General features: G+C 70.7%; 13 protein-coding genes. 6 read left to right on the top strand and 7 right to left on the bottom strand.

What is annotated here, in order from left to right:
- Positions 1-5 precede the first annotated feature (5 nt).
- Both H4W81_RS36865 and H4W81_RS36860 read right to left on the bottom strand, forming a co-directional pair.
- Positions 6-1190: an FAD-dependent monooxygenase gene (locus H4W81_RS36865; RefSeq protein ID WP_192779019.1), complete on the bottom strand. Its 1185-nt coding sequence runs from the start codon at positions 1188-1190 to the stop codon at positions 6-8.
- 60 nt (positions 1191-1250) lie between these two features.
- Positions 1251-1847 carry a hypothetical protein gene (locus H4W81_RS36860; RefSeq protein WP_192779018.1) on the bottom strand — a complete coding sequence of 199 codons (597 nt, stop codon included), beginning with the start codon at positions 1845-1847 and terminating at the stop codon, positions 1251-1253.
- Between the two features lie 216 nt (positions 1848-2063).
- On the opposite strand from H4W81_RS36860, the gene H4W81_RS36855 reads away from it, so the two are divergent.
- Positions 2064-4028, top strand: coding sequence for an NAD(P)-binding protein (locus tag H4W81_RS36855; RefSeq protein WP_225958971.1), 1965 nt, complete (start codon positions 2064-2066; stop codon positions 4026-4028).
- Entirely contained in the window at positions 4025-4879 is an 855-nt protein-coding gene (locus H4W81_RS36850) for a PrsW family glutamic-type intramembrane protease (RefSeq protein ID WP_192779017.1), read from the top strand. The genes H4W81_RS36855 and H4W81_RS36850 overlap by 4 nt, the downstream gene beginning before the upstream one ends.
- Here the strand turns inward: H4W81_RS36850 and H4W81_RS36845 are convergent.
- Positions 4851-5822: an acyltransferase family protein gene (locus H4W81_RS36845; protein WP_192779016.1), complete on the bottom strand. Its 972-nt coding sequence runs from the start codon at positions 5820-5822 to the stop codon at positions 4851-4853. The two genes, H4W81_RS36850 and H4W81_RS36845, sit on opposite strands and share 29 nt — an antisense overlap.
- A 193-nt stretch (positions 5823-6015) precedes the next feature.
- On the opposite strand from H4W81_RS36845, the gene H4W81_RS36840 reads away from it, so the two are divergent.
- Genes H4W81_RS36840 through H4W81_RS36825 form a run of 4 tightly spaced genes read left to right on the top strand, consistent with a single transcriptional unit; the run spans position 6016 to position 9428 of the window.
- Positions 6016-8118 (top strand): sensor histidine kinase, encoded by a 2103-nt coding sequence (locus H4W81_RS36840; RefSeq protein WP_192779015.1) that lies wholly within the window; start codon positions 6016-6018, stop codon positions 8116-8118.
- Entirely contained in the window at positions 8115-8516 is a 402-nt protein-coding gene (locus tag H4W81_RS36835; RefSeq protein ID WP_192779014.1) for a roadblock/LC7 domain-containing protein, read from the top strand. The genes H4W81_RS36840 and H4W81_RS36835 overlap by 4 nt, the downstream gene beginning before the upstream one ends.
- Entirely contained in the window at positions 8513-8869 is a 357-nt protein-coding gene (locus H4W81_RS36830) for a DUF742 domain-containing protein (RefSeq protein WP_192779013.1), read from the top strand. Before H4W81_RS36835 ends, H4W81_RS36830 begins: the two co-directional genes overlap by 4 nt.
- The gene (locus H4W81_RS36825) at positions 8850-9428 is read left to right on the top strand and encodes a GTP-binding protein (protein WP_192779012.1); all 579 of its coding nucleotides are present in this window, start codon (positions 8850-8852) and stop codon (positions 9426-9428) included. The genes H4W81_RS36830 and H4W81_RS36825 overlap by 20 nt, the downstream gene beginning before the upstream one ends.
- Here the strand turns inward: H4W81_RS36825 and H4W81_RS36820 are convergent.
- The 4 genes from H4W81_RS36820 to H4W81_RS36805 form a co-directional block, all read right to left on the bottom strand.
- The gene (locus tag H4W81_RS36820; RefSeq protein ID WP_192779011.1) at positions 9406-9780 is read right to left on the bottom strand and encodes a DUF742 domain-containing protein; all 375 of its coding nucleotides are present in this window, start codon (positions 9778-9780) and stop codon (positions 9406-9408) included. The two genes, H4W81_RS36825 and H4W81_RS36820, sit on opposite strands and share 23 nt — an antisense overlap.
- Positions 9777-12074: a sensor histidine kinase gene (locus H4W81_RS36815; RefSeq protein ID WP_192779010.1), complete on the bottom strand. Its 2298-nt coding sequence runs from the start codon at positions 12072-12074 to the stop codon at positions 9777-9779. Before H4W81_RS36815 ends, H4W81_RS36820 begins: the two co-directional genes overlap by 4 nt.
- Positions 12075-12162: 88 nt before the next feature.
- A complete protein-coding gene (locus H4W81_RS36810) occupies positions 12163-12810 on the bottom strand; it encodes a DUF998 domain-containing protein (protein ID WP_192779009.1) in 648 nt (215 codons plus the stop codon).
- 174 nt (positions 12811-12984) lie between these two features.
- The gene (locus tag H4W81_RS36805) at positions 12985-13398 is read right to left on the bottom strand and encodes a hypothetical protein (protein WP_192779008.1); all 414 of its coding nucleotides are present in this window, start codon (positions 13396-13398) and stop codon (positions 12985-12987) included.
- Between the last annotated feature and the right edge of the window lie 31 nt (positions 13399-13429).

Here is a 13429-nt window from a genome sequence, read left to right as displayed (position 1 = left end):
GTCAGTCAAGAAAAACGGTAATCCTTGAGCTCGATGGAGTCGGCGGCCTTGGTGGTCAGCCGGTCGAGGAAGCCGACCAGGAAACTCGACGCGAGGATCTTGTAGATGCGGTTGCGGCGGCGGACGTTCTTCGGCGCGAAGAACCCGCCCGCGCCCTCGGCGACCCGCTGGCAGGCCTTGGCGTAGCCGCGGATCCGCTCCTCGTAGCGGGCGAAGGCGACGCGGTGGTCGCCGCCCGCCTCGGCGAGCTCCCCCGCCAGGACATAGGCGGCGATGAGCGACATGCCGGCGCCCATCCCGCCCATGGTCGCGCCGTAGCCCGCGTCGCCGACGAGCGCGACGCGGCCGCTGGTGAAGTGGTCCATGCGGATCTGGCTGATGGAGTCGAAGTAGAAGCCGTTCGAGCTCTCCAGATGGGCCAGGAGCTTGGGCAGCTCCCAGCCCGCCCCCTCGTAGGCGGCGGCGAGCAGCCGCTTCTGGGCGTCGACGTCGCGGTGGTGCACCTCGAGCCCTCCCGAGGCGAAGACGCACATGACGGTGACGGAGCCGCTGTCGTGCTCCGAGGGGTAGACGAGCGCGCCGCGGCCCGGCTCGCTGTACATCAGCGACCTGCCCACGAGGCCGAGGTGGTTGGGCGCGTCGAAGAGCCCCGCGTGGTAGCCCGAGGACTTCAGGAACCGCGACTCCTCGCCGAAGGCGAGCCCGCGTACGTTGGAGTGCAGGCCGTCGGCGCCGATCACCAGGTCGAACGTGCGCCTCGTGCCGCTGTCGAAGACGACGTCCACGCCGTCGGCGGTCTCGGTCATGGCGGCGATGGAGTCGCCGAAGACGTACTCGGCGCGCTCCCTGGTCAGGTCGTGGAGCAGGTGGGACAGGTCGCCACGGGTGATCTCGACGGCGCCGCCCGTGAAGGAGGCCGGCAGCCTGAGCTGCTCGACGCCGTCGCCGTCGATGAGGACCAGCGGCCCTCCCTCGGTCCTGCGCCGGTGGACCTCCTCCAGGATCCCCATCCGCTCCAGCATCGTCATGTGCGCCGCGCCGCGGAAGTCGACGGCCTGGCCGCCCTCCCGCAGCGCGGGCGCCCGCTCGACGACGGTGACGGTGTGGCCGGTCCCGACGAGCCAGTACGCCATGGCGGGCCCCGCGAGACCGGCGCCGGAGATCAGCACGTGCTTGGTGGTGTTCGTCATGAGGGGAGGTTCGCCCGCCCCCCTGACGAGCCACGCACCGCTCGCGCACCGGTGTGGCCGTCACCGTGGCGTTCTCGTCGCCAGTTCGAGCCTTTCGTAGGCTTTACGGCTCTGGTCGGCCAGTCCGGCGTTTCTCACTTTTCGCGCGATGACCAGCAGGCTCATCACCACTCTGCCTCTCCTGACCGCCACCGATCCGACCTCCAGGCTCTGGCCGCCGCCCGAGACCGCCGTGACGTAGGCGCGCGACTGGTCGCCGAGCGGCGGCAGGTCCACCTTCCTGGTGGTGTAGGTGACCTGCTCGCCCTCCACGATCGCGCGGTACGAGGCGCACCTGTCCGGCAGTTCGGCGGGGAAGGCGGCGGGCAGCTCGACGAGGGCCTGGGTGACGGAGCCCGCGGCGGAGGTGTAGGCCACGACGGCCGCGGGGGCGGCGCGCACCTCGGGTGCCGCGGCGTCGATCGTCGGGGTGGTCGCGCAGGGGGACGAGCGGCGCATGGCGGCCAGGCCCGCCTTCGTGGCGCGGAGCGTGCCGTACGGTCCGGACTCGGGACCGTAGGCGACGCGCATGCCGGGCGGCGCCGGAAGGAGCGCGGCGCCGAGGTCCGGCGCGGGCACGGGAGCCGGCTTGGGCGCGGGCGCGGCTCCTTGTGTCACAGCGCATCCTGAAATAAGCGTCGCCGCCGCGCATATTCCGGAAAATGCTTTCAACATGCTTTCTCCATTTCCTGACTCCCCTCCTTTCTAGGGCAATGGCACGAGCCATCCGCGATGGTCAGCGGAACGTTCCCGTTCACGAATAGCGCGTAAAATGTTTGCCGACGCGCTGCGCGCCCCAAGACGGCAATTCGGGCCGCTCGTAATGCTCAGGCCATGGAGATCGATCCGCGCCGTTCGCGCGAACTCGGCATGGGCCGCCCCATCTCCCGCCGCGACTTCTTCGACGGCGTGGCCATGGCAGCGGGAGCCGCCGCGCTCGCCGGTCTCGCGGGCTGCGGCGCCGGCGCGAGACCCGGCGCGATCGGAACCGACCACCTCGAGGTCCCCTACGAGGTGCGCTTCCCCCCCGCGCTGACCGGGCTGCAGGGCAACACCCCCGCCGCGCTGAGCGTGCCCCACGCGCTGCGCGACGACAGGTTCTGGCAGTACGCGGGCGCGCCGCAGGCCACCGGCGAGACGTACGACCTGGTGGTGGTCGGCGGCGGCATCAGCGGCGTCAGCGCCGCCTTCGAGTGGCTGCGGCTCGACCCCGGCGCCCGCGTGCTCATCCTCGACAACCACGACGAGATCGGCGGGCACGCCCGGCGCAACGAGTTCGCGCCCAGGGGCCGCGTCGGCCCGCTGATCGGCTACGGCGGCTCCCAGTCGATCGAGGCCCCCTCGGTCTGGACGGCGGAGGGCAAGGCCCTGCTCGACCAGCTCGGCGTCAAGGTGCGCAGGTTCGAGAGGTACTTCGACCGGACGCTCTACACCGGGCTCGGGATGTCCGGCGGCGTCATGTGCGACAGGGAGAGCTTCGCGACCGAGACGCTGGTCCGGCTCACCGAGGGCCTCACGCCCGAGCGGCTGGCCGCCCAGCTGCCGATCGCCGAGCAGGCCAAAAGGGATTTGGTCATGCTCTACAACAACCCGCCCGACTACCTGAAGGGGATGTCGAGGAGGGAGAAGGAGGAGCGGCTCGCCGCGCTCACCTACTCGCGCTACCTGCTGGACGTCGCCAGGGTCCACCCCGACGTGGAGCGCTTCTGCAGGACCATGTCGAGCGACGACTGGGCCTACGACACCACCACCTTCGGCGCCATCGACGCGTGGGGCAGCGCGGGCGGCTGGGACTACCCGGGCTTCCAGGGGCTCGGCCTCGACCGTGACAAGCCCTCGAGGTTCAACTCGCCCACCGTGATCAAGGAGTGGGGTGCGGAGGATCCGCACATCTACCACTTCCCCGAGGGCAACCAGGCGCTCGTGCGGATGATGGTCGGCAGGATGGTCCCCGGCTTCGCCAGCGCGACCGACATGGACTCGATCACCACCGCCTCCTTCGACTACGGCAAGCTCGACCTGAGCGGCAACCAGGTGCGCTTCAGGCTGTCCAGCCCCGTGGTGTCCGTCGCCAACGACGGACCGCCCGAGAGCGCCACCAGCGCCACGGTCGGCTACTTCGACGGCACCGCGATCAGGACCGTCCGCGCGGGCGCGGTGATCATGGCCTGCTGGAACATGGTGATCCCCTACCTCGTCCCCGAGCTGCCCGCCGACCAGCGCGCGGCGCTGCGCCAGGCGGTCAAGATCCCCCTGCTGTACGCCACGGTCCAGCTGCGCGACTGGCAGGCCTGGCACCGGACCGGCGTCAACCACGTGCGGTGGACCGGCGCCTACTGGTGCGTCTCCGAGCTCGACCACCCGGTCAGCATGCCGGGCTACCTGTTCCCCGGGACCCCGGCGGAGCCGATCAACGTGCACCTGATCGCCACCCCCGCCCTGGGTGGCATGTCGCCCGCGCAGGGCGCCGTCGCCGGCCGGCACGCGCTGATCAGGACGCCCTTCACCTACATGGAGTACACGATCCGCGACCAGCTCACCAGGCTGCTCGGACCGGCGGGCTTCGATCCCGAGCGGGACATCGAGGCGATCACGGTCAACCGGTGGGGCCACGGGTACGCCCCCGAGTACTGCAGGCCGTGGAACAGTTTCTACCCCGACGGGCCCTTCCCCGCCGAGGCGGCCCGCAGGCAGTTCGGCAGGATCGCGATCGCCAACTCCGACTCGGTCCCCGCCGCCTACGCCGACGCGGCGATCACCGCGGGGCACCGAGCGGTCTCGGGGCTGATGGCGCAGTGACGCCGTGGCTGAGGATCTTCCTGATCGGGTTCGGACTCTGGGTGGCCACGGTCGTCGTCACCACGGTGACGGCCAACTCCACCCTCATCCCGACGCTGGTGCTGCTGGGCAGCTTCCTGGTGCCCGTAACGTTCGTGGTCTGGGCCTACGCACGGGCCCGCTCGGCCGACATCACGGTCGAGCTGCTGTTCAACTGCTTCGTCGTCGGCGGCGTGCTCGGCGTGCTCGGGGCCTCGATCCTGGAGACCTGGCTGCTCAAGCCGTCCTTGGTGATCTACATCGGCGTCGGGCTCATCGAGGAGGGCGTGAAGCTGGCCGCGCTGCTCTTCGTGACCAGGCAGATGCTGACCCGCACCACGAGAGACGGTCTGGTCCTCGGCGCGACGGTCGGCTTCGGGTTCGCGTCGTTCGAGAGCGCGGGGTACGCCTTCAACGCGCTGTTCGCGAATGACGGCCTGTCGCTGCGCCAGCTGGTGGAGACCGAGGTGCTGCGCGGCATCCTGGCGCCGGTGGGCCACGGCCTGTGGACGGCGATCATCGGCGGCGTGTTGTTCGGGGCGGGCAAGCGCCTCACCGGGAAGGTGATCACGACCTACCTCGGTGTCTCGCTGCTCCACGCGCTCTGGGACTCGATGCACGCCATCGCCATCGGGCTCACCCTGGTGTTCACCGGTAAGCCGTGGCAGTTCAGCCAGCTGCGCATCGGCAGGGTCCCGCGGGTCACCGAGGGGCAGGTGCACCTGTACACCGCGATCGACTGGGGCGGGCTGCTGCTCATCTCGGTGCTCGGGCTGCTGTGGCTGCGCGCCATCGCCCGCGGTCCTACCGTACGGGTCGTCGAAGAGCGGTGAACGCCCACGACAGCCTGGGCTCCACCGCCCAGTGGAAGGCCGCGCGCACCGACGGCGTGCACAGCACGGTCGCCACGACCACGCCGAGCGCGATCGACACGGGCACGCCGAGGTCGAGCCGCTCGGCGGCCTTCACCACGAACCCGTGGAGCAGGTAGGCGTACATCGTCGCGGCGCCCAGCCCCGAGAACCAGGTCCGCCGCGAGGGCGTCACCGCCATGAACGCGGCGACCAGCACCGCGCCCGCCGCCAGCATCCCGAGCCTGGCCAGGCTGCCGGTCAGGTCGTCCACCCCGATCGCCGCGTTCGCGTGCCGCCACCTGATCCACTCCGTGGCGATGCCGTCGTGCAGCAGCAGCGCGGCCACCAGCCCCGCCGCGAGCGTGACCGCCCCGACGACCTTCAGGTACGGCCTGCGCAACACCTCGACGTGCTCGGGCCGCAGCATCAGCCCCAGCACGTAGAACGGCAGCAGGCCGAGCGTGCGGTTCATCGACAGCTCGTCGGGCAGCGCGCTCGTGCCCGACAGCAGCGACAGCCCCACCGCCACGACCAGGGGCCAGCGCAGCTGCTGCCAGACCGGCGTGGACAGCCGCCACAGGAACAGCGACATCAGGAACCACGTGAGGTAGTACGGGTCGAGCAGGCTGATCTCGAGCTTGCCGTACAGCAGCAGCCTGGGCAGCGAGTAGGCCAGCTCGAAGAGCACGTACGGCACCGCGAGCGTGGCGATCAGCTTGCGCGCCTTGCCGCTGGAGAAGGTGAAGTTCCTCGACAGGTAGCCGCTGAGCGTGATGAAGAGCGGCATGTGGAAGACGTAGACGTAGAAGTAGAGCGCGTGGGCGATCGGATCGTCGCGCAGGTCCTCGATCATGTGCCCGCAGACGACGAGCACGATGGCGAGGAACTTGGCGTTGTCGAAGTAGGGATCCCTGTCGCTCACAGCCCACGGACCCTAGCCAGGCCACGGAGAACACCGGGTGACGCGCGGCCGAACCCTTGCGGGCGGATCGGCGCACCAAACATCACCTTCCACCACTGCGCCACCACCACTATCGGTGCTAGTCTCCTGTGCGATCTTCCGAGGCGTATTTCCACAAAGCGTGGGAATCGCCTCGGTACTCCGAGGTTGGGACATGCGCTCGAGAAACCGGTCGATTCGGTTCAAGATCTTTTTATTGCTGCTCCTGCCGCTCCTGTCCCTGAGCGCGCTCTGGGGCTTCGTCCTCAACCTGACCGTGGGCGACGGCCAGGCCCTCCTTCGTGCCGGCAGGCTGTACCAAACCCTCGGCGTCACCTCCACCGACCTCGGACTCCAGCTCCAGGCCGAGCGGGCCGACTCCGCGCTGGCCTCCGGCAAGCGGGCCAAGAGCCTGGGCGCGCAGCGCGAGCGCACCGACACCGCGCTCCAGGCCTTCACCGCGGCCGTCGCCGAGGCCGACGACGAGCAGCTGCGCCCGGCCCTGCGCGAGACCACCCAGGAGCTCGACAGGCTCGACTCCATCCGCGCCTCGGTCGACACCGGCCTCGAAAGCCGCCTGACCAACCTCAACGGCTACAACAGGCTCATGGACGCGCTGTTCCGCCTGTACGAGCAGCTGACCTCCGTCCCCGACCTGCCGATCTTCCAGCAGGCCGGCGCGATACAGGCGATGAGCAACGCCCGCGAGATCATCGCCAGGGAGAACGCGCTGATCGGCGGCGTGCTCGCCGACGGCGAGATGACCGAGGCCGAGTCCGCGGCCTTCACCGAGTATGTCGCCACCCGCAAGTTCCTGCACGCCCGCGCGCTGTCCACGCTCGACGCCGAGCTCCGCGGGCCGTACGACAGGTTCTTCGCGGGAGCGGCCTTCTCCGCCTTCGCGCTGGCGGAGGCGCGCGTCGCCGCGACCGGCGGGCCGCCCCCGCGCGCCGAGCAGTGGACCAAGCCGGTCGCCGACGTGACGGCGCAGCTGGACAGGCTCGGCGCGGCCTCGGCGAAGATCCTCGCCGAGCGTTCCGACGCGGTGGCCACGACGGTCATGATCCGCATCGCGGTGGCGGGCGGGGTCGGCCTGCTGGCCGTCATCGCCTCGATCGTCATCTCCGTGAGGTTCGGGCGCCGCCTCTCGTCGGAGCTCGCGGGCCTGCGCTCGGCCGCCCTCGACCTGGCGGAGGTACGGCTCCCGCACGTCGTCACCAGACTGCGCGGCGGCGAGGAGGTCAACGTCAGGAAGGAAGCGCCCCCGCTCAAGGTCAGCGGCGCGGCGGAGATCCTCGACGTGGCCAAGGCGTTCGGCTCGGTCCAGCGCACCGCGGTCGAGGCCGCCGTCGGCCAGGCGAACCTGCGGCGCGGCATCGGCCAGGTCTTCCTCAACCTGGCCAGGCGCAAGCAGGGCCTGCTGCACCGCCAGCTCACCCTCCTGGACGGCATGCAGCGCCGTACCCACGACCCCGGCGAGCTGGACGACCTCTTCCGCCTCGACCACCTGACCACCCGCATGCGGAGGCACGCGGAGGGCCTGATCATCCTGTCGGGCTCCGCGCCGGGCCGGGTGTGGCGGCAGCCGGTGCCCGCGCTCGACGTGGTCAGGGCCGCGACCGCCGAGGTGGAGGACTACACCAGGATCAGCGTCCAGCCGATGCCCACGGCCGCCCTGGACGGCTCGGCCGCGGCCGACCTGGTCCACCTGGTGGCCGAGCTGCTGGAGAACGCCACCATCTACTCCCCGCCCAACACCACGGTCCAGGTCCGCGGCGACTCGGTCAGCAACGGCTACGCCATCGAGATCGAGGACCGCGGCCTCGGACTGGCCCCCGAGGAGTACGACCGGCTCAACGCGCTGCTCGTGGACCCGCCGGAGTTCGACCTCGCCGACAGCGACAGGCTCGGACTGTTCGTCGTGGCGAGGCTCGCGGCCAGGCACGGTGTGAGCGTGACCGTCAGGGCCTCGCCGTTCGGCGGAACCACCGCTATCGTGCTGATCCCGCGTGGACTGCTGGTGGAACAGCCCGCGCTGCCGCCCGCCGACGCTCCGAAACGTGACAGGAAGCCGCTCGCGCTGGTCGGCGGCACGACCACGACCCACAAGGGCCTGCCAAGGCGGGTACGGCAGGCCAACCTGGCCCCGCAGCTGAAGGCCCCCGAGCAGGAGCCGCGCCCCGAGAGATCGCCCGACGAGGTGCGCGACCTGTTCTCCGCCTTCCAGCGGGGCACGCAGCGCGGCAGAGAAGAAGAAGCCCAGGAGGGGGACCTATGACGACACCCACCACGAACAGCGGCGAGCTGAGCTGGCTCCTCGACGACCTCACGACCAGGGTGGGCGCCGTCAGGCAGGCGGTGATCCTGTCCACCGACGGCCTGGCCGTCGGCTACTCACGCGGGCTCACCCGCGAGGACGCCGAGCACCTGTCGGCGGTCGCGGCCGGATTCCAGAGCCTCGCCCGCGGCGCGGGGCGGCACTTCGGCGGAGGTGACGTGCGCCAGACCATCGTGGAGATGGAGTCGGCGTTCCTGTTCGTCACCGCCGCGGGGCAGGGCACCTGCCTGGCCGTCCTGGCCAACTCGGACGCCGACGTCGGCCACGTGGCCTACGAGATGGCGATGCTGGTCAAGCGGGTCGGGCAGCACATCTCGACTAATCCTCGCGTGTCATGAACCAGTGGATGGACGAGGAGGCAGGACCCTTCGTCCGCCCGTATGCTCTCATCCGCGGGCGGACGCGCTCCTCGGGGGAGAAGCTCGACCTCATCGCCATGGTGACCGCGACGGGCGAGCCGCCCGTCGCGGGCCTCGGGCCCGAGCAGGAGGCGATCCTGCGCGCGGCCAACACCCCCATCTCGGTGGCCGACGTGGCCGCCGAACTCGACCTGCCGGTCGGCGTCGTCCGGGTCTTACTCGGCGACCTGCGTGACAACGGCCTCGTATCGGTATCGTCCCCCTCCTCGGCAGGGCCGCGCCCGAGCGAGCGCATTCTCAAGGAAGTGATCAATGGACTCCGGGCTCTCTGAGGATCCCGTTGCGCTGAAGATCCTCATCGCCGGCGGCTTCGGCGTGGGGAAGACCACCCTGGTCGGCGCGATCAGCGAGATCAAGCCGCTGCGCACGGAAGAGGTGCTGTCCGACATCGGTGTCGGCGTCGACGACCTCGACGGCGTGGAGGGCAAGACCACCACCACGGTGGCGATGGACTTCGGCCGGATCACCATCCGCGACGGCCTGGTGGTCTACCTGTTCGGCACGCCGGGGCAGGAACGCTTCTGGTTCATGTGGGACGAGCTGTCCTACGGCGCGCTCGGCGCCGTCGTGATCGCCGACACCAGGCGGCTCACCGACTGCTTCCCCTCGATCGACTATTTCGAGCAGCGCGGCACACCGTTCGTGGTGGCGGTCAACTGCTTCGACGGCGCGGCCACCCACAGCGTCGAGGACGTGCGGATCGCGCTCGATCTGGACGACGACGTCCCCGTGCTCCTCTGTGACGTCCGCAGGCGCGCCTCCGCCAAGGAGGTCATGATCGCGCTGGTCGAGCACTCACTCAGGACCCTCACAGCGCCCGGAGCCCGCTGATCACCTCGCGCAGCAGGCTCTCCGTCGGAGAGGCGGCCGCCGGCACCGGCGGCCGCACCAGGATCAGCCCGTGGTCCATCAGGTCGCTCAGCAGCACCCGCACCACGCCGACCGGCAGCCCCGTCTCCGACGCGACCTCCACGAGCGGCCCGGTACGGCCCAGCGTCACGTGATCGAGCAGCCGCCGGTGCTGCGAGCCCAGGTCGGCCTGGGAGGGGACGGGCGCGCCCGTCGAGGAGATCACTGCCAGCAGGTCGAGTGCGGTGGAGGAGGGCCTCGTCCGGCCCCTGGTCATCGCGTACGGCCGGACGACGGGCCCGGCCTCCTCGTCCACCCACTCCATCTCGCTCATGCTCCCCCATCCTGTTCGCTGTCCTGACGCCCGCGCTGCCAACCCGACTGCAGGGACGACAGCAGCGCCCTGGTCTCCTCGGGCGAGCGCTCGTCGGCGGCGCGCTCCCCTGCGGGTTCCTGCTGGGGGGACGTGGAAGAGGCCAGGCGAGAAGGCAGGTTGGTGCGCCGGATCCTGCGGGGCAGCACCGCGGGAGCCTCCTCGACGACCGGGGCGTTCAGCGGCATGCTCGTGACCGCCTCGAACGGGCCCCTGGGCTTGGCGTCCTCGAACGGCCCCCTGACGACCACCGGCTCCTGCCGGTCGACGCGCTCGACCTTGACGTCCACCCGGCGGGAGGTGCGCGTCCTGCGCGGCAGGTCCGCCGCGCCCTCCCTCTTGTTGATCGGGCTCACCACCCGATCCGGCGGCCCCTCGATCGCCGCCAGCGGCTCGGTGAGCGCGTTGGGCAGCAGCACGATCGCCGTCGTTCCCCCGTACGGCGACTGCTTGAGCGTCACCGCGACACCGTGCCTGGCGGCCAGCAGGCCGACCACCGCGAAGCCGAGCCGCTCGGTCTGCGAGGCGTCGAACTGCTGCGGGCCGGCCAGCCGTTCGTTGATCGCCTGCCGCTCCTGCACGGACAGGCCGAGCCCGCGGTCCTCGATCTCGATCGCGTAGCCCCTGCCGACCAGCTCGCCCCTGATCGAGACCTCGTTCTCCGGCGAGGAGAACTGGGCGGCGTTCTCGATGAGCTCGGCGAACAGGTGCATCAGGTCGGCGACGGCGGCGCCCGAGACGCCGCACTCGGGCATCGGGTAGACGCGGACCCTGGTGTAGTCCTCGACCTGGGCGGCGGCGCCGTTCAGCACGTCCTCGACGGGAATGGTGCCGCGCCACTTGCGGCCCGCCGTACCGCCGGACAGCAGCACCAGGCCCTCGGCGTGGCGGCGCATGCGGGTGGTGAGGTGGTCGAGCTTGAACAGGCTCTCCAGCGCGTCGGGGTCCTCGGCCTCGCGCTGCATGCCGTCCAGGAGCTTGAGCTGGCGCTGGAGCAGCCCCTGGCTGCGCCTGGCGAGGTTACGCAGGGCCAGCGCGACGCCCTCGCGCAACCTGGCCTGCTCGACGGCGGCCTCCACCGCGGTGCTCTGCACGGTGTCGAAGGCGGTGGCCAGGTCCCTGATCTCGCTGGTGGCCGTGGGCGGGACGTCGATCGGCGGCGCCTCCGCCGCCACGTCGACGCTCTCCCCTCCGCGCAGCCGCGCCACCACCCGCGGCAGCCGGATCTCCGCCAGCTCCAGAGCGGTACGGCGGAGCGTCGCCAGCTCGGTGGTGACGACCCTGCCGACCCTGATGGAGATGAAGATCGAGAAGGCGACCGCGATGAGCCCCAGCACGCCCGCCACGACCGCGCGCGTCAGGATCGACATGCCGGCCGGCTCCATCCTGGCCAGCAGCAGGTCGCCGGCGTCCCAGGTGCCGTTGGTGTAGTTCTTGAGCACGAGGTCGGCCGGGGCGCGCCACTCCGCCACGTCCGTCGTGCCGCCGGAGAGGAGCGAGCTGATCGCGCCCTGCATCGTGAGGTACGGCGCCGAGCCCGCCAGCGTGTCGAACGGCCTGCGCAGCTCGCCGTCGAGCTCGATCCTCGCCCGCTCGAACTGCAGCGTGCGCGCGCCCTCCAGCTTGGCCATGAGCTCGCGGTCAGCGGGGGCCAGGACGCCGCCCGAGGCGACGACGAGCGTGTGCTGGCGGTGCAGCAGCTCCCGCGCCTGGTCCGCCGCGATCAGGCCGGTGGCCTGCTGGTAGAGGGTGACGTCGGTGCTGAGGGCGAAGGTTCCGTAGAGGCGGTAGATCGCGTCGGAGATCGCCGCGTAGTCGGCCACCAGCCGCGAGGGCGTCTGCCTGCCCTCGTCCACCAGGCGCCTGATCTCGCCCAGCCGGTCGGCCTGCGCGAAGGCCACCCTGAGCTGCGCCTGCATGTCATGGGTGAGCACGGCCTGGGTGTCGTCGGAGTTCGCGCTCCGCGTGAGGGATCTGCGGACCTTGTCGGTGTTCGCGCGCGCGGCGGCCAGGGCGCCGCGCGCCGTCGCGCCGCCCGCCATCCGCTCGGCGGAGGCGAGCCGCTCCTGCTGGAGGTTGTACACCAGGATGTCGGCGTCGTTGATCACGCCGGACCAGATGGTGTCGACTTTCAGCAGGTTGAAAGCCTCACCGGCGGTGGTGCTGGCCGCGAACCCCCATAGCGCCACCAGCGACACCAGGGGGACGACGAGCAGAGTGGCGATCTTGAATCGTATGGATCTGCCCGATGCCATGACACCCGCTCCCGTTGAGAGATCGCGGGAGAGAATAGCACTGGGGTCGGCAGATATCTTCTCTCATTCGTGAGAAATTTGTGACATGTCAGGAAATAGGGGCTAGTGAGGTGCGGGTCGCCCTGACCCACTGGAGCCGCACCAGCCGCGCCGCGAGCACCGCGAGCAGCGCCACCTCGGCCGCCAGCAGACCCCGCTCGACCAACCCGATCAAGACCCGGTCCCCCGGCAGTGCCACGTAGGTGATCGCCAGCAGCCCCAGCCCCCCGGCCAGCGCCACCCACTCCACCGGCCTGGCGATGGCCTTCCACCGCTCGTCGGCCGCCAGCCTGGGCACCAGCAGCGCCCCCGCCGCCGGAAGGCTGACGAACGCCGCCACCGACACGTACCTGTGGATCTCGGCGGTCAGCGTCAGGTCCGTGCCGATCGGCGAGGTGGGGATGATCGCGGCGACGATCAGCGCCCCGCTCCACACCATCAGCAGCCGCTCGGGCAGCCCCCTGATCGGCGCCCCCGCCGCCCGCAACCCCGCCAGCAGCGCGAACGACCCCAGGCCCATCGCCACCATCGCCACCTCCGTGACGCCCCCGCGGTCGGCCACGGCGTACTCGCTGATGGTCACGTTCATCGGGTCGAGGTAGGGGTCGGGGTCGAACTGGCCGACCACGATCGCGACGACGGAGAACATGATCAGCGAGCAGGAGAGGAGCGGGTAGAACCACTTGGAGGGGGCCATGATCCGAGCATGGCCTTCCGCGTTCTCCCCGCCATCCGGCAGCAGCCCTGAGACGCCCCCGAGCCCGTCCCTGAGGTCGCCCCCACGGGGTGGTCACGGGCGTCGTGACGGCGGGCGGCCGGAGTCGGCTGGAGGAGCGTGAAGGACGGACGGCGGGCGGTGACCGCGGTGGGGTCAGGCGGGCGTGCCGTACTCGGAGTGGGACCTGCAGGCGGCGCACATGGCGGCGCCGGGCTCCGCCGTCCCCGTGCAGATGTCGGGGCTGTCAGGGTGCCTGAAGCACAGGCACTGGCACGAGGTGGTGGCCTCCTCGACCTCCCAGACGCCCTCCGACGGCGGCTCCTGGAACAGCTGCTGGTCGAGGAAGTCGGCGATGGGCCGCAGCACCGCCTCGCCCAGCGGGCGCAGGGCCTGCACGAAGGAGGCCGCGAGGGGACCGAAGGTCTCGGACACCTCCCGCAGGAACTCGGGCGGCGTGTCGGGCTTGTCCTCGGGGGGCGCCCAGCGCATCGCATCCGCGCTCAGACTCTCCCAGTCCTCCACCACGCCGTCGATGGCGTCGAGTACGTGATCAGGGTCGCTTCGCATGGTCGCGCTCCAAACGCAGCGGTTCGGATAC

This window comes from Nonomuraea africana (assembly GCF_014873535.1).
Taxonomy (GTDB): domain Bacteria; phylum Actinomycetota; class Actinomycetes; order Streptosporangiales; family Streptosporangiaceae; genus Nonomuraea; species Nonomuraea africana.
This window is presented reverse-complemented; position numbering and strand designations above follow the sequence as displayed.

Coding starts and splice junctions, on each gene's coding strand:
- H4W81_RS36865 (WP_192779019.1), bottom strand. CDS start 1,190: ATGACGAACACCACCAAGCACGTGCTGATCTCCGGCGCCGGTCTCGCG.
- H4W81_RS36855 (WP_225958971.1), top strand. CDS start 2,064: ATGGAGATCGATCCGCGCCGTTCGCGCGAACTCGGCATGGGCCGCCCC.
- H4W81_RS36840 (WP_192779015.1), top strand. CDS start 6,016: ATGCGCTCGAGAAACCGGTCGATTCGGTTCAAGATCTTTTTATTGCTG.
- H4W81_RS36835 (WP_192779014.1), top strand. CDS start 8,115: ATGACGACACCCACCACGAACAGCGGCGAGCTGAGCTGGCTCCTCGAC.
- H4W81_RS36830 (WP_192779013.1), top strand. CDS start 8,513: ATGAACCAGTGGATGGACGAGGAGGCAGGACCCTTCGTCCGCCCGTAT.
- H4W81_RS36825 (WP_192779012.1), top strand. CDS start 8,850: ATGGACTCCGGGCTCTCTGAGGATCCCGTTGCGCTGAAGATCCTCATC.
- H4W81_RS36820 (WP_192779011.1), bottom strand. CDS start 9,780: ATGAGCGAGATGGAGTGGGTGGACGAGGAGGCCGGGCCCGTCGTCCGG.
- H4W81_RS36815 (WP_192779010.1), bottom strand. CDS start 12,074: ATGGCATCGGGCAGATCCATACGATTCAAGATCGCCACTCTGCTCGTC.
- H4W81_RS36810 (WP_192779009.1), bottom strand. CDS start 12,810: ATGGCCCCCTCCAAGTGGTTCTACCCGCTCCTCTCCTGCTCGCTGATC.
- H4W81_RS36805 (WP_192779008.1), bottom strand. CDS start 13,398: ATGCGAAGCGACCCTGATCACGTACTCGACGCCATCGACGGCGTGGTG.